General features: G+C 51.7%; 14 protein-coding genes and 1 pseudogene. 1 reads left to right on the top strand and 14 read right to left on the bottom strand.

Going from position 1 to position 14,748, the window contains the following annotated elements; translation table 11 throughout:
• Positions 1-118 precede the first annotated feature (118 nt).
• The 10 genes from EKM91_RS03775 to EKM91_RS03735 form a co-directional block, all read right to left on the bottom strand.
• A complete protein-coding gene (locus EKM91_RS03775) occupies positions 119-1,273 on the bottom strand; it encodes a VanZ family protein (protein WP_125749963.1) in 1,155 nt (384 codons plus the stop codon).
• Complete coding sequence (gene purR / locus EKM91_RS03770; protein WP_125749960.1) at positions 1,270-2,118, bottom strand: pur operon repressor; 849 nt, start codon at positions 2,116-2,118, stop codon at positions 1,270-1,272. The genes EKM91_RS03775 and purR overlap by 4 nt, the downstream gene beginning before the upstream one ends.
• A gap of 262 nt (positions 2,119-2,380) precedes the next feature.
• The gene (locus EKM91_RS03765) at positions 2,381-3,265 is read right to left on the bottom strand and encodes a cation diffusion facilitator family transporter (RefSeq protein ID WP_125749957.1); all 885 of its coding nucleotides are present in this window, start codon (positions 3,263-3,265) and stop codon (positions 2,381-2,383) included.
• A gap of 225 nt (positions 3,266-3,490) precedes the next feature.
• Positions 3,491-4,336, bottom strand: a complete 846-nt coding sequence (gene ispE, locus EKM91_RS03760; protein WP_125749955.1) for a 4-(cytidine 5'-diphospho)-2-C-methyl-D-erythritol kinase — start codon at positions 4,334-4,336, stop codon at positions 3,491-3,493.
• Positions 4,302-4,514 (bottom strand): hypothetical protein, encoded by a 213-nt coding sequence (locus EKM91_RS13795; RefSeq protein WP_164508432.1) that lies wholly within the window; start codon positions 4,512-4,514, stop codon positions 4,302-4,304. Before EKM91_RS13795 ends, ispE begins: the two co-directional genes overlap by 35 nt.
• Before the next feature lie 36 nt (positions 4,515-4,550).
• Positions 4,551-6,641, bottom strand: coding sequence for a glycoside hydrolase family 65 protein (locus EKM91_RS03755; protein ID WP_225419442.1), 2,091 nt, complete (start codon positions 6,639-6,641; stop codon positions 4,551-4,553).
• 118 nt (positions 6,642-6,759) lie between these two features.
• Positions 6,760-7,011 carry a Veg family protein gene (locus EKM91_RS03750; RefSeq protein WP_125749952.1) on the bottom strand — a complete coding sequence of 84 codons (252 nt, stop codon included), beginning with the start codon at positions 7,009-7,011 and terminating at the stop codon, positions 6,760-6,762.
• A 169-nt stretch (positions 7,012-7,180) separates the two neighbouring features.
• Complete coding sequence (rsmA, locus tag EKM91_RS03745) at positions 7,181-8,053, bottom strand: 16S rRNA (adenine(1518)-N(6)/adenine(1519)-N(6))-dimethyltransferase RsmA (protein WP_125749949.1); 873 nt, start codon at positions 8,051-8,053, stop codon at positions 7,181-7,183.
• Positions 8,046-8,615 (bottom strand): ribonuclease M5, encoded by a 570-nt coding sequence (gene rnmV / locus EKM91_RS03740; protein ID WP_125749946.1) that lies wholly within the window; start codon positions 8,613-8,615, stop codon positions 8,046-8,048. The genes rsmA and rnmV overlap by 8 nt, the downstream gene beginning before the upstream one ends.
• Positions 8,612-9,388 carry a TatD family hydrolase gene (locus EKM91_RS03735; RefSeq protein WP_125749943.1) on the bottom strand — a complete coding sequence of 259 codons (777 nt, stop codon included), beginning with the start codon at positions 9,386-9,388 and terminating at the stop codon, positions 8,612-8,614. Before EKM91_RS03735 ends, rnmV begins: the two co-directional genes overlap by 4 nt.
• 213 nt (positions 9,389-9,601) lie before the next feature.
• Between EKM91_RS03735 and EKM91_RS03730 the strand changes: the two genes are divergently transcribed.
• The gene (locus EKM91_RS03730; protein WP_125749940.1) at positions 9,602-10,474 is read left to right on the top strand and encodes an aldose 1-epimerase family protein; all 873 of its coding nucleotides are present in this window, start codon (positions 9,602-9,604) and stop codon (positions 10,472-10,474) included.
• A gap of 362 nt (positions 10,475-10,836) precedes the next feature.
• Here the strand turns inward: EKM91_RS03730 and EKM91_RS03725 are convergent.
• The 4 genes and pseudogenes from EKM91_RS03725 to EKM91_RS03710 all read right to left on the bottom strand — a co-directional run.
• Positions 10,837-11,070: pseudogene (locus tag EKM91_RS03725) on the bottom strand (acyltransferase); the annotation flags it as partial.
• 191 nt (positions 11,071-11,261) lie between these two features.
• Positions 11,262-12,011 (bottom strand): N-acetylmannosamine-6-phosphate 2-epimerase, encoded by a 750-nt coding sequence (locus tag EKM91_RS03720; RefSeq protein WP_125749937.1) that lies wholly within the window; start codon positions 12,009-12,011, stop codon positions 11,262-11,264.
• A gap of 164 nt (positions 12,012-12,175) precedes the next feature.
• On the bottom strand, positions 12,176-13,360 hold the full coding sequence (locus tag EKM91_RS03715; protein WP_125749934.1) for an RNA-guided endonuclease InsQ/TnpB family protein: 1,185 nt from the start codon (positions 13,358-13,360) through the stop codon (positions 12,176-12,178).
• Between the two features lie 451 nt (positions 13,361-13,811).
• A complete protein-coding gene (locus tag EKM91_RS03710) occupies positions 13,812-14,591 on the bottom strand; it encodes a glycyl-radical enzyme activating protein (protein ID WP_125749931.1) in 780 nt (259 codons plus the stop codon).
• Between the last annotated feature and the right edge of the window lie 157 nt (positions 14,592-14,748).

Raw genomic sequence — 14,748 nt, 5'->3', positions numbered from 1 at the left:
AGTATCGGGTCACGTCAACAACTATTTAGAATATTATCGAAATTGCGCATGCAAAAAAAGCGATTCAAATCTGGCATTCGCCGAAATTTGATCGCCTTTTTCTGCGCTGCTGCCACACTCAATCGTTGGCGGCTTGCGCCTGTTTCACGGTACTGATCTGTTTGGTCTGCGCCCAAACGTCATAAAAATAATGATTGTCACGGGTCGCCGCTTCCCAAATGAAGTTGACCAATAAGAACGCACACACCAGTCCAAACAACGCTAACAGCGCGAAATTCAACTCAGTACGATGAAATTTTGAAAAAATCTCTTCGAACGTCAAGAAAAACCCGCGAATCGCTTGCAAGCTCACCCCATATAACAAAAAGGCCCGCAGGAACAACCGCCAAAAGCCAACCGCCTGCCCGTTTTCTTTCACCAAACGGATCCGCACTAAGCTTTTGCCAAAAGTTGCGCCTTGATGAAATATCGGTACCAAGACATGCGCAAAAAACAGCGGTATCACCGCTTCACTCAACAAGACGACCAAGTGCTGATCGATCCCTAACAAATGCAACAGCAACCCCAACAAGGCGCTCACAATGCCGACAACGACGACGTTATCGACCACAAAAGCGACAAACCGCCGCAGCCAGCCTACGTGCTGCCCTTTGGCCAGGCTGCGCGCATCCATTTCATCGCGCGTCGGAAACGCCCGCATCAACGTTGGCGCCACCAGCCCGCCGATCAAGCCGCCGCTGGAATTACAGATCAGATCATCGACATCAAACAAGCGATAAGGCCGCGGGTAATACCCATACAGCCCAGACAACTGCGTCAGCTCAAAAAATAGGCTCAAGCCAAAGCTCAACAACAGGATCTGTTTTAACGGCCGCTTGAAGTAATACCGCAGATAAACCCCAAACGGAATGGTCAACACAATATTGAAGACTGGCTGGATGAACCCAGGCTGCTTCATCGCCGCTAGCCAAGTCCCGGGATGCAGCGGCGAAAATACCGTCGTGTTTAAAAACTCGCGCAAGGCCGTCAACGGGATCACGTTTGCTTTTGGCGTCGTCAACGCCGCCACCGCCGCGCGACTGGGCAGCGGCAAGACGATCAAGAAATACGCTGTCAACATGTAAAACACGAAACTATAGACGACGAAGGCCCGCCAAAAGATAAAGCTGCCATAGCGCCGATACTGAATGATCAAAAAAGGCAGTGCCAACACCAACGCCAAAATCGGGAAGGTGATCACTGCCATTTTTACCGGATAGAGATAAGCACTCATTTCGCCAGTTCCTCTAACCGAGCGGCGTTTTTATCCATATAGTTGCCCGCCACCGCATGCAAGGTGTTGGCTTTGGTATCCACTTCATCCACGCGGATCAAGCTGGTATAGTCGGATACCATGCGATCGCCAGAGAAGTTGCCTTCTGCAAACACCGAGATCCCGACGAGCTTGGCGTCAAATTCGGCGATCAAACTCCGCATCCCGTTGACTGTGCCGCCGCCTTTCATGAAGTCATCGACGATCAAGACGCCAGAACCGGCAGCCAAAGAACGCTTGGACAGTTCCATTTTTTCGATCCGTGCAGAACTTGCGGAAACATAGTTCACACTCACCGTCGAGCCTTCGGTGATCTTCGAATCCCGCCGGACGATCACAAACGGCACATTCAAATATTGGCTGACAGATTGCGCGATCGGGATCCCTTTAGTCGCCACAGTCATCACCGCGTCGACTTTTTGATCCAAGTATTGCGTCGCGATCAAGCGGCCGATTTGCCGCAAGACCTCTGGGGTGCCGAGCAGATCCGAAAGATAAACATACCCGCCTGGCAGTAAGCGATCTGTTTCGCTGAGCCGGCCGGCCATTTCAGCAATAAAGTCATTGGCTTCGACTTGCCCCATGATCGGGATATAGCGCACCCCGCCAGCGGCACCAGGCACGGTTTCTAAGATGCCGGTTTGCCGTTGGGCGAAGGTGCGGCGCACGATCGCCAAGTCTTCTGAGATCGAAGACTTCGCACTTTCATAGCGCTTTGAAAAAAAGGTCAACGGCACCAAGGTATGGGGCCGTTCCAACAAGTAGCGAGTCATATCGATCAAGCGGTCGCTGCGACGTACTTTCATAAGTAAAATTCTCCTTAACTCCGAATATTTGGATTATCACGAGATATAACGTTTCAATCTGCTTAATTATAGGTGATTGACCGGAAAATTCCCAGACTTTTCTCTATATTTTATGCGAACGTTCGCATCTTTTGGGATATTTGCAGACACAAACAGTTTCACATTTTCCGACTTATAAGCAGACTTGTCAAGTTTAATTGCACAATTGGTCAACGGTGGCACCATTAAAAAGGGGGTGACAAAAGTCACGCCCCTTTTGCGTTCAATATGGGTTGTCGCGGATCCGCAACGGTTGATAGTCCCCGTACTCCACTTGGATCGTCACATGGGCAATATCAAAATGGTCCCGCAGCTTCTGCGCCAGTTTTTCCAAAAACCAATCATTATTCTCCCCAGTGGTGCGCATCACATGCACGGTCAAGGCAACGTCGGTGGTGCTTAAGGCCCAAATATGCAAGTCATGGCAGCTGATCACGGTATCGCAGCTTTCAATGCAGCGCGTCACGGCTGCGGTATCGATGGCTTTAGGCACCGCCGCCATCGCTAAGTTAACGGCATCTTTTAACAAGCCCCAAGTTGAGATCAAAACCACCACTGCCACACCGATAGAAACCAGCGGATCGAGCCATTCCCAGCCGGTCAATAGATACAGCCCGCCGGCTAAGACCACGCCTAAACTGACCCCGGCATCAGCCGCCATATGCAAAAACGCCCCCCGGATATTCAAGTCATGATCTTTGCCCTGGTGAAACAACAGGGCCGTCACCCCATTCACGACGATCCCGACTCCGGCCACCAGCATCACCGTGGCCCCTTGGATCGGCTCTGGATGCGCAAAGCGGCTGGCGGCTTCCACAATGATCGCCCCCATCGCCACCAGCAAAAACACCGCATTGATCAACGCAGCCAAGATCGACGACCCTTTATACCCATAAGTCCGCTGAGCCGTCGGGCGTCTGAGCGATAACCACGAGGCGAACCAGGCGATCGCCAATCCTAACACGTCGCTTAAATTATGCAGCGCATCGGCGACCAAAGCGATCGACCCGATCAGCGTCCCAAAACCCACTTCGGCAATAATATATGCCGCATTCAACAAGATCCCCCAACGAAACGCGGCATTCGGTTTCGGTGTCTGTGTGTGCATCCTAATCCCTGCTTTCTCGATCCTTCAATGGCAACAGCCAAGCAAATTCAGCTGCCTGACTGCCCGCTATTTTTATCATGCCGTGCGGCGTTAGGCGTGTCAATAGCGTGTCAGTTCGTAGTGATTCCGGTCAAGGCTGGGCCCGTTGGCGGCGTAGCGGCACAAGCTTTGCCCACAAGCGGGAAAAATTATCGGGCACGCAAAAAGCCGCCTGCAACAGGCGGCTTATAACGGCCGCAGCAAGTACACTTCCTTGCAAAAGCCTTTCATACTGTTATACACGCGCACCGCCCGGCTGTGTTTTTCGCATAACCCAAACACGGTCGGCCCAGAACCAGACATTTGTGCCACTTGGGCGCCATATTTGATAAACCGCGTCGTCAGCGCGGTGATCTCATGATGTCGGCCGGCCGTCACATGCTCAAGGCTATTGGTCATCCCGGAGATCATCAGCTGAAAATCGTTGGCTTTGATCCCAGCCAGCACTTTATCCGTATCCGGTCGCGGCATGGGTTGGTTGTAATCAAGCGCATTGAGGATGCTGGGAGTCGATACTGACACGCCAGGCTTGGCTAAGACGACCCAAAAATTCGGCAGCTGGCCCAGGGGTTGGACGACTTCCCCGCGCCCGGTGACCAAAGCCGTTTGGGAATACACACAATACGGCACGTCTGAGTCGACTTGCAAGCCGATCGTTGCCAGCTGCGCCAAGGAATAATCAAGGCCCCATAAGGTATTCAACCCGCGCAGCACGGCGGCAGCATCTGAAGAGCCGCCACCTAACCCTGCCGCGACAGGAATATGTTTTTCGATGTGGATGCGTGCACCTTGCCGCACCCCGGCGGCTTTTTGCAGCGCAATGGCCGCCTTATAGGCCAGATTGCGTGGATCCTCAGGAAGGAAGCCACTGTCCGTTGTGACGTGCACTGATGCATGCGGCTTGATGTGAACGTAATCCGCCAGATCCACGGAAGTCATCACCATACGCCACTCGTGTTCGCCATCATGATGGCGATAAAGCGCGTCTAGACTCAAATTAATCTTGGCCGGGGCTTTCTGGATAATTTCCATAGGTACCACCAGTCTCGTTTTTCTTGATAAGCGGCACTAACTGTCGCTTTGAGTGGGAATATTTACTTTCCAGTATAACCGTTTTTGCCTCAGTTGACACCCTCGCACGCATAAGAAAAACGCCGGGCAAACGAGCACGGCGTTGTTCACCTGCTTTAGACTTGTTGCCGTTGACCATCCACGATGACTGTCAGCAAAGCGCCAGTCAATCTGGTCACCTGTGTTTTTTTGGCCGGTAGGTGATCTGCAACAACCGGCCTTGGATCTGAACTCGAAGCGTTAAGCTTTGCCACTGGCGCGGCAAATGATTGGTCACCGATAATACCCCGGATTTGATCGCCAAGCCGCCAAACCCTGTCGCCAAGCTCAGCCAACTGCCGCCAAGATTAGCAATGTGCAAGCCATCCGCGGCGTTTTGCTGCAAGTCCACCAGATCCATCGCCGCAGTATCCATAAAGTAGCGATAGGCTTTTTCTTGCTGGCCTAAGCGCGCCGCCAATGCCGAAAAAATCGACCGCGACAGCGATGAGTCATGCGTGGTGATGCTTTCGTAATAGGCATATTCCCGCTGCAATTGTGCCGCATCAAGATCATCAAACAAATAATCGGCCAGCAAGGTATCGGCTTGCTTATTCACTTGGTAGCGATAAATCGTCAACGGATGATAATGCAAAAGCAGCGGATAATGGTCTTTGGGCGTTTGGGCAAATGGCCACACCGGCTTATGAAACGCACTATCATCTTGTTCGTTGATCTGCAAATCGTCACTATAAGGTAAAAACACCGCCGCGGCCTTGTGCCGCCAATCCGCGATTTCTGTTGCGGTGACTTGCCACTGCGCTGCAGCCGTTGGAAATTCTGCTGCCAGCTGGGCGGCAGTCGCCAGGTTAAACTTGGCGATACGATTGGTATAATAGTTGTTATTCACCAACGCCGTATACTCATCTGGCCCGGTGACGGCAAAAAATTCGAACGTCTGCTGGTGTGCCCGTTCACTCCAGCTGCCAAACGCCGCCCAAAAACGGGCCGTGGCGATCAACAGCTGCAAGCCGGTGCTGCGCATAAACGCTTGATCGCCAGTGACTTGCCAATAGCGGTCAACGGCAAACGCCACATCCCCGTCAATATGATATTGCGCCGTGCCGGCAGGAAAATAGGCACTGGCTTCTTCGCCATTGATCGTGCGCCAGGCGAATAATGCCCCTGAATCGACGCCGAGCAGCCGCGCACGCGATTGTGCTTGCGGCAAGATGCGCGCACGATATTCCAACAAGCGCTTGGCGATCTGCGGATTGGTGTATGTCAAAAACGGTAACATATACATCTCGGTATCCCAAAAATAATGGCCTTCATAGCCTGTTCCGGAAAGCCCTTTGGCGGCAATATTGGTTTTACCATCTTGACCGGCGGCACTGGCAAGTTGAAAGAGATTATAATGGATCGCCAGATCTAAGCGAAAATCGCCTTGGATCGACGCGTCGCTATGCGCCCAAAAGCCTTGCCAATAACGTTTAGCTGCCGTGGCGACCGACTTGGTCAAACTGGCGACAGGCACATTGAGTCCCAAGCGAGACTCGTCATTCAAGGCATTCACAACGGCCACTACCGGATAGGTGATGCCAGCACCAGGCACTAAGTCAGCCGCAAACGTCAATCCCTGCGCCGCTGCCAACTGCAGCTGCTGGACTTGACGACTTTGGCGGGTGCGGATCGTTGCGACCAAAGTCTGCGCGTCTGGCTGCGCCAGGTGTACTGCTGGCGGCGCTAAGTGCCGCGCTTGTCGCGGATCTCCGCTAACCGCAGCTTGCGGCGGCATTTTCAATGTTTTAGCCAAGGTCAGCTTGCCCGTATAAGTCACCGCTGTCACCGTATACGTCAACGCCGCCAAGTTGCCGGCTGGCTGTTGCAGCACCGACGTCAGTTGTACTTGGATGGTCGCGCCATTGGGGTCAGTTGCCAGCCAGCTTTCCTGCAACTGCCCAGAGCGCAGATCCAACGTTTTTTCACCGAGTGCGTTGGTCACAAATGCTTCACCGGCGGCATTTTGTATCGTGATCACGCGCAAGTCTGGTAACGCGACGGTGGTTTGATGATTGGCCGCATACCCATAAGCCGCCTCGCCATATTGGATCGGTGCGGTTTCATATAAGCCGTTAATGATCGTACCGGCAGTGGCGCTAGGGGTCAGCACATCCCCAGCGCGGATCCCAAAATGCCCATTGCCTAACGAAAAAATAGTTTCTAAGTATGCTGGGTCCCGATTGCCGATCGCATCCAGGGTTAACCGATAATTTTTCTCAGTCATCATCGCGCCTCTTTCTGTCACTATGATAACGCCAATGCCGCTGATCGGGGTTGTTTCTCGTGAAACAACCGTTTGAGCGCACAAAAAAAGCCATGTGCACCGGGCAGCATGGCTGATTTTAGGAAACTTGTGCTTCGTCATCAAATGTGATCTGGATCGATTTGGTGAGCAAGTCTGCGTAGCTATAAGAAACGCGCTCGAAAGCATTCGTTTCTTGGTCAAGATCGACCACGAAGATCGCGGGATAGGTTTCTTTCAACGTCCCTTTGCGGCGTGTGACCTTCTTGCGACCAGCTTGAGCGACGACCGTCAAATTCTCGCCGATTTTACCGTCGAGTTGTTGCTTGATGCTTGCTAATGTCATTGGCATGCACTTCACCTCTTGTAGACAGTATAGCACAAAATCAACGAGCTGGCAATTATACCATTACAATCCACATTCTGCAACAACAAAATGCGCGCTACATCAACGTTTTCACCAAACTTTTAGGTTTGCATGCACGCTTAAAAAACGCTTGCATACAAGCTGATGGCAAAATTTATACTCCAGCAGCGACTAAGGCATCGCTCAAGCGGCCAAAATCTGCGATACTCAATTGCTCCGCGCGCTGGCTAGGTGCGATCGCTGCGGCATCCAGCGCTTGTTGCAGTTGCGGTTTGGCGGTTTTGCCATACAAGTTTTGCAGATTATTCCATAACGTTTTGCGCCGCGCGGCAAACGCCCCGCGCACTAATTGGTCAAACGCGGCTTGATCTTGAACTGTGACCAATGGCGTCGGCCGGCGCGTCAAGGTGACGATCGCCGAATCAACGTTAGGCGCCGGCACGAAATTCGTGCGTTTGACCTCAAATGCCACGGCCACCGCCATCGTTTGTTGCACAGCGATGCTCAAGCTGCCATAGTCTTTGGAGTTGGGCTGAGCAGTCAAGCGATCTGCCACTTCTTTTTGCATCATCACCGTCAAGCTGGCAAAGTCCAGCCGCGACTGCATCAAATGCATCAAGATCGGAGTGGTGATGTAATAAGGTAGGTTGGCAACGACTTTCAATTGATGCCGGCCATCAAGATGTTCAGCGACTAAAGCTGGCAGATCCGCTTTCAAGACGTCTTCTAAGACGACCTGCACATTGCGATAATCGGCTAGTGTCTCTGCTAATACGGGCAACAAGCGCCCATCGACTTCTAAGGCCAAGACTTGATGTGCCGCTTCTGCTAGAAACTGCGTCAACGACCCGATCCCCGGGCCGACTTCGATCACATCATCAGCTTGGCTCAGCTCAGCGGCGGCGACGATGTTTTGTAAGATCTTTGGGTTGGTCAAAAAGTTCTGGCCGAGGCTTTTTTTGAATATAAAGCCGTGTTTTTTTAACAGCGCATGCGTCCGCGCTGGATCTGCGATATGTTCAGGCATCCAAGTCCTCCTTATCAAGCTGGGTTACCGCTTGGCCGAGTTGCGCCGGGGTAATGCCAAACTGGCGCAGCCGTTTTTGCAGCTGCTTGCCATTGGCATATCCGATATGCAACAAGTCCCCTAGGCGTGCTCGGCGCTTGGCCGCGTCGGGGCTGCCGATCAAGTGCATACGATATAAGTCTGTTGTGGGGATCTGAGCCTTGGCGTCAGGCACTGCCACCAACAAGTGCGAAAGCGCCGCTTTTAATGCGGCTGGCGTGGCGTGTTCGACGCCAAGTGAGCCGTGCAAGCGCTCTGGTTTAGCCGCTTCACGCGGCAGCCATGCATGCATGACCCCAGGCACCGCGGCGCTGATCGTTTGGCGGATCTTTTCGCCGGGAAAATCCGGGTCGGTCAACACGATCACGCCGCGGGTTTGTTGCGCGCGTTGGATCAGTGCCAAGGTGGCCGGTGAAATCGCACTGCCATGTGTTTCAATGGTGTCGATCGCCCCAAACGCTTCCGTCAAACGTTTGGTGTCGTCGCGGCCTTCCACGACGATGATCTGTTTAAATTTGCTCATACTGACTCCAATCCAAAGATCCGATGGGCATTGGCGCGTGTGATCGCCGCAATGTGTTCTGGGGAATCTTCGCGGAATTTGGCGACTGCATCGACGACATAGCGGGTGTAGCCGGGTTGGTTGGGCTTGCCGCGATAGGGCGTCGGCGTCAAATAAGGGGCATCGGTTTCGACAAGTAAACGCGATTGCGGGATCACCTGCACGGATTCGTGTTCTTCTGGCGCGTTTTTAAACGAAACGATCCCTGAATAAGACACGTACATCCCCAGATCCAAGAACTTCTTGGCCCACTCGGCATCGCCGGTAAAGCTGTGCATGATCCCGCCGAAGTCTTCCAAATGCGCCTGCTTTAATAAGGTATAGGTATCTTCAAACGCATCGCGCGAATGGATCGACACCGGGATGTGTTGTTCCCTGGCGATCGCCAGCTGCCGAGCAAACACGCGCCGCTGCGTGTCTTGCGGGCTCGTATCCCAATGATAATCCAAGCCGATCTCGCCTAAAGCGACTGTTTTTTCCGCCGCTAACTGTGTCATTAACACTGCTTCGGCGGCAGGGGTGTAGTCTTTGCTCGACTCAGGATGCCAGCCGACGATCGCATAAAGATTGGGATAAGCCGCGGCTAAGGCCATCGCCTTAGCGTTCAAAGCGGTGTCGCTGCCGACGATCGCCATTTCGGTGACGCCTAATGCTTGCGCACTCGCGACGTATTCTGCCTCGCGGCCGGCATAAGGGGTATCGTTGAGATGGGTATGTGAGTCAAAAATTTCCATAGTTCGCTCCTTTAATTGTCCCACCCATTATACGCAGAGGAACCAATCACGGCAAACACCAGAAAAATGACCCACTCACGGTCAAGTCGCGTGACAACGGGGCCCTTTTGCGGTTTTTGGCATAGACCAATCTTTGCGAGGCATAATTTCTTTCACGCTGAGCTGATTTTCGCGCTATGCTAGAGGCGGTTATTAATCAGAGGAGGCAATTTCATGATCACACTCACCAACGATGCTTTCACCGCTGAGATCAACGAGCTGGGGGCTGAAGTCACTCAGATCACCCGCAAACAAGACGGCCGCGCCTTTATTTGGAATGATACCACCGGCAAATACTGGGGCCGCCATGCCCCGCTGCTGTTTCCTGCGATCGGCAAGTCTAACGATGACGCATATTTGATCGACGGCCAGCGTTATCCAATGGGGCAGCACGGCTTTGCCCGCGACTTCACCTTCGATCACATCGATCAAACCGCACCAGATGCCGTTACCATGACGCTGCATGCCAACGATCAAACCTTAGCGAAATATCCGTTTCTCTTTGTGCTGACCGTGACGTACCAGTTGACCGCCACAGGCTTAAACGTCACCTACACTGTCGCTGACGACGGTGCCAGCGCGATGCCTTTTGCCTTAGGCTTCCATCCCGGCTTCAACATCGATGCGCCTTTGGAAGAATACCGGCTCCAATTAGTCGGCGCAACCACGCCGCTGCAACATCTCGGCGTCGGCCCTGCCCCATTTCGCGATGGGACGACTCGCACCTTGACTGCCGCAACAGGCGACACGATCCCGCTGAGTCATGCTTTGCTGGATGATGGGCTCGTGATCCTTGACGCCCACACCGCCACGCAAGCGCGCTTATTGCATGGTGACGATCAGATCGTCAGCTTGGATGTGACCGATTTTCCTTATGTGACCTTGTGGAGCCCAGAACATAAACAAGCACCATTCATTTGTGTTGAACCTTTCTTCGGCTTGCCAGACCAAGCTGGCAAACCTGGCGACTGGTTTGAAAAAGCCGGCAAAACGACTTTAAAAGCCGGCACCAAACAAACACTTAACTTAACTTTGACGCTAGGCTAAGCAACCCGCCAATCAGCCCCCAACGGTGAAAACGCCGTTGGGGGCTGATTGGCTTTTTTTTAAATGACCAGTGTTTGGCGCAGCATCGGTTGGAGCCGCGACCACACGGCATGCAACCCAAATGCCTAGGCAAATGACAAGCACAAGTCAGCACATACACGCTTAAGATGCCGACCCAAGTGTTGCTAGCGGTCAGCATTTGGCCAAACAACCGCCCCAAACACTGCGACCAAAAGACATTGGATAAGTAAGCTTTATCAGCAAAACCGCGAACTTATGGACAAACTGCGCAAACGGGCGCTGCGCTTGGACTTGATATAAGCACAATGCGGCAATGACCATAGCGCTGCCGGCAGCGCTCAAAACTGCGGCATCAAAAGAATAAATTGCAACATCATGGTGTTGTACCACAAGTGCGGTGCGGCGGTGCCATTGACGCAATGCCACATGCGCTTTAGATATTGGCCATAGGTCAAACTGGTATCGGCAATGGTCGTGCGCGACGTGGTATTCAAAATGCCAAAAATAAAGGCGGGTATCCTGTATTTGATGAGATCGTAAAGCGGCGCGATCCCAGTTTGTGCGCCGATGTTCAAGCTGGTGGTCCCACCTTAGCTTTGATTTGTGAGTTGCGCTCGGCGGGCAGCCTCGTTGCTAGTTTAACCCGTCCTTGCGCCGCTTTATGCTGCAATACAAATAACTGTCGTAATGGCGAAATAAAGGCCCTGGGATGTTTTTCATCATCCCAGGGCCTTTTGTCTGCTTGCAACTGGTGTTAATGCCGCATTTAATGCGCGCTGCGTTCCGCTACCCGCCAGTTATTTTGGTAGCCGGTCAACAGATCGGTGAACCGCTTTGTGATGTAGTGCGGACGGGTGATCGCACTGCCAACAACGACCGCGTGTGCCCCTAAGAAGATCACCTTCATAGCGTCTTCAGGGGTATAGATGTGGCCTTCCATAATGACATAAGCTTCATCTTTAAAGTCGCGGCAGATCCGCGCAAATTCCCGGAAATTCGGGTCTTCGATGTTCTTGGTTGCTTCAGTGTAGCCATAGAGAGTTGGCCCCACGATGTCGGCACCATGATCGACTGCCCAGCGGGCTTCGTCATAGTTGGAAACATCGGCAAAGATGATCGCTTCAGGAATCGCTTTTTTGACGATAGGAAGCAGGTCGCGGGCGGGCTTACCTTCATGGTTAATTTGTGCCGTGCAATCCAACGCAATGATCTCAGCACCGGCGTCCCAGACTGCTTGGCAGGCTTCTAAGGTCGGGGTGATAAAGACATCCGTGTCATCATTCCAGATCTTCCATAATCCAATAACCGGCAAATCGACGTTTGCTTTGATTTTCTTGATCTGTTCCGGAATATTGGCACGGATCGCAACGGCACCGCCCCACTTTGCACATTCGGCCATCTTAACTGACATGTCCGGTGTATAGATAGGCTCGTCTTTTTGAGTCTGACAAGAGACGATCAGTCCTCCTTTAAGCGAATCCAACAGCTGACGTTTCTTCGGATCAGTAGTTTTCAATAATGAGCTCCTGCTATATAAAATGTGGAAGAATGTCTAATGACACTAGTAAAGGATTATATATTTCCTTTCTTAGTTGTACATTCATTATTCTATTTGGTCCCGTTAACACCAGTATGCTTACGTCGGTAGTCACCTTGCAACATTGACTGGCTCTTGAACCTTTAGGACATAGCCTGCCCTTGAGCATATTGAATCAAGTTCTGTACGGCATTCTCGTCACGCTCAAGTTGAGCACCACAGCCGTAACAATGAAACTCGTGATGTTTCGTGCCGTGAAGGACATTACCGGCTAAGGTCAGTTTATTGTCACCAGTTTTCACTAACCCACAACGACTGCATCGCTGTGTGCTAGGGTAGAACCGATCAACTATCATCAGCTGGCGGCCATACCATTGCGCCTTGTCCTTCATCAATGTCTTGAAGTGGCCAAACAACGAACGGTGCAAGTTCTTCGCCAATCGCTTGTTCATCTGCATGCGCTTGACGTCCAAGTCCTCAATGGCAAGCGTGCCGTTGGCTTTCACCAACATCGTCGTAAACTTTTGCAAGAGGTCGTCTTGAATCCGTGTCACTTTCTGATAGGTCCGCTGCAACTTGGTTTTCGTTGCGCGGTAATTGTTAGAGCGAAAGTGCTTGGGATTCGCCTGACGTTTGCGAGCGAGACGCCGCTGGTACAAGGACACGCGGTGATATAAACTGACCAGTTGCTCGGTCAATCCGCGAATTGCAGACATTGCCTCACCATCGTTATAGACGAATTGACCAATGTTGGCATCAACGCCACATATGCGTGGGCTTTCCGGTAATGGCTCGGGTTTGGCCACATCGATGCTTAGGCAAGCATAATAACCATCAGCTTCTTTGATAATAGAGGCGAGTTTAACAGTCCCTCGCCAACGCGGTGTTTCGGCTAATCGGATATCATACCAACGGTCAAGATAGCCCTGGGGTTTATCCAAGCGCAACTTACCATTAACGATGGTTGCTCTGTCGGTCTTGAAGCTGCAGCGACTGCGCTTCTTCGAATTAAACCACGGCTTGCGATGGTCTGGCATCTCAGGGTTGAAGAAATTTGCCCAAGCTTGAGCTAAATCATGCACTGCCAATTGCAAGATCCGTGCTGAACGACTGTATTGCCAGTCTACTTTGTTGTTAACTAACTCATTGCGGACTTGACGTTCGTTAGGCCGCGCCGTCTTATCTGCCAAAACGACTGACGCGTCATACAGCTCATTCCACGTGGCAAGCGCCTGATTGTAACAATAGCGGCGATAATCGCATGCTTGCTCCAATACGCGGCGCATCGTTGCGTTGGGATAACAACGGATCTTGTGCGTTCTCAACATGTTTTCACCTCCAAATAGCTTATGGGTATCATAGCAAATGAAGATGAAGCTATTCTATCAAGACATGATGAAAACCGTCATCATCTGTCCATGCATCAGTCAGCAATTTTTCACGAGTTTACCATTTCGCAGCACTTGGTCATTCTGCCTTCCACTTGATTACCGCAGAACGGCTAATTGCCACAAATTAACACAGTATTCTACGTTATTGATTACTGTTAATAACCTCCTTATATTTTCTTCCATCACATACAGTGGTGACCGCATGCAGAGTCAGAAACTTGCAGTGATTGAAAATATCGCTTGCGATTAAATTAACTTGATTCATTTTTGATTCTAGCACCAATCTCGCAAATATCAACCCTTTTTGAACCTTTTCGAGTCAGAATAGGTCAAACTCGTTGAAACAAATATGCCCAGCCAATGAATAGCTGGGCAATGATCTGTGCTCTTAGCCGCCAATGCGGCAGTCCAGTCCGTGTTCCTGCAAGACGGTCTGGAAAGGGACCAAGTCCTTTTGCTGTAGGGCTGCCACGTTCTCAAAGGCGTAATCACGCTTCAAGAAGTGGTACTTGTTCTTCCCAAACTGATGGAATGGCAACAATTCAACATGTGGGACGTTCAGGTCTGCCAGCAGTGTCCCAAAATGTTCAGCATCGTCGAGCGAATCGTTAAAGCCTGGGATGACAGGGATCCGGACCAGCATATCTTTACCGGAAGCGACGCCCAGCTTGACGTTATTGAGGATTGGATCTAAGCTCCCGTTGGTCCACTGGCGGTGAGTTAACGAGTTCCAGTGCTTCACATCCATGATCAGGTGATCGAGGTGATCGAGCATGTCCTGAAACTCTTTGCCAGACGCATACGCGCAAGTCTCACAGGCCGTATCGAACCCTTCAGACTGACATTGTTTAAGCAGTGCCACCGTAAAGTCAGCTTGTGCCAGCGCTTCGCCACCGGTGACCGTGACACCGCCACCAGACTCATGATAGTAATCGACATCGCGCCGAATCACCTGCATCACGTCTTCGACGTTGTAATAGTCACCGGTGATGATTTCACATTTTTGCGCGTTGTCCCACATCGGTTCGGGCTTTCGGCTTTGAGATTCTGGGTTTGCGCACCACTTGCACCGCAGCGGACAGCCTTTGAGAAACACAGACGTGCGGATACCGGGGCCGTCGTGAATACTAAAGCGTTGGATGTTGAAGATGCAGCCTTGTAGTTCCATATGAATCTCTCCTTTGTTGGGTGAACGCCACTATCGGTCAATAACAGTATAACGCACAATGATCCTTAGTGACCTAAAATAATTCATTTTGACTCGTTTTTCATTGATTTGTGTGATAGGCGATGCTACCATAAGGTGGGTTGACCAAGATCAGCTG

Origin of the sequence: Lacticaseibacillus baoqingensis (genome assembly GCF_003946165.1) — a bacterium.
In the GTDB taxonomy this organism is placed as follows: domain Bacteria; phylum Bacillota; class Bacilli; order Lactobacillales; family Lactobacillaceae; genus Lacticaseibacillus; species Lacticaseibacillus baoqingensis.
This window is presented reverse-complemented; position numbering and strand designations above follow the sequence as displayed.

Bases quoted from the DNA above. Each gene is read 5' to 3' on its own strand.
- ispE (WP_125749955.1), bottom strand. From the start codon at position 4,336: ATGGAAATTATCCAGAAAGCCCCGGCCAAGATTAATTTGAGTCTAGAC.
- purR (WP_125749960.1), bottom strand. From the start codon at position 2,118: ATGAAAGTACGTCGCAGCGACCGCTTGATCGATATGACTCGCTACTTG.
- EKM91_RS03730 (WP_125749940.1), top strand. From the start codon at position 9,602: ATGATCACACTCACCAACGATGCTTTCACCGCTGAGATCAACGAGCTG.
- EKM91_RS13795 (WP_164508432.1), bottom strand. From the start codon at position 4,514: ATGGTCAACGGCAACAAGTCTAAAGCAGGTGAACAACGCCGTGCTCGT.
- EKM91_RS03765 (WP_125749957.1), bottom strand. From the start codon at position 3,265: ATGCACACACAGACACCGAAACCGAATGCCGCGTTTCGTTGGGGGATC.
- rnmV (WP_125749946.1), bottom strand. From the start codon at position 8,615: ATGAGCAAATTTAAACAGATCATCGTCGTGGAAGGCCGCGACGACACC.
- EKM91_RS03710 (WP_125749931.1), bottom strand. From the start codon at position 14,591: ATGGAACTACAAGGCTGCATCTTCAACATCCAACGCTTTAGTATTCAC.
- rsmA (WP_125749949.1), bottom strand. From the start codon at position 8,053: ATGCCTGAACATATCGCAGATCCAGCGCGGACGCATGCGCTGTTAAAA.
- EKM91_RS03755 (WP_225419442.1), bottom strand. From the start codon at position 6,641: ATGACTGAGAAAAATTATCGGTTAACCCTGGATGCGATCGGCAATCGG.
- EKM91_RS03715 (WP_125749934.1), bottom strand. From the start codon at position 13,360: ATGTTGAGAACGCACAAGATCCGTTGTTATCCCAACGCAACGATGCGC.
- EKM91_RS03750 (WP_125749952.1), bottom strand. From the start codon at position 7,011: ATGCCAATGACATTAGCAAGCATCAAGCAACAACTCGACGGTAAAATC.
- EKM91_RS03775 (WP_125749963.1), bottom strand. From the start codon at position 1,273: ATGAGTGCTTATCTCTATCCGGTAAAAATGGCAGTGATCACCTTCCCG.
- EKM91_RS03735 (WP_125749943.1), bottom strand. From the start codon at position 9,388: ATGGAAATTTTTGACTCACATACCCATCTCAACGATACCCCTTATGCC.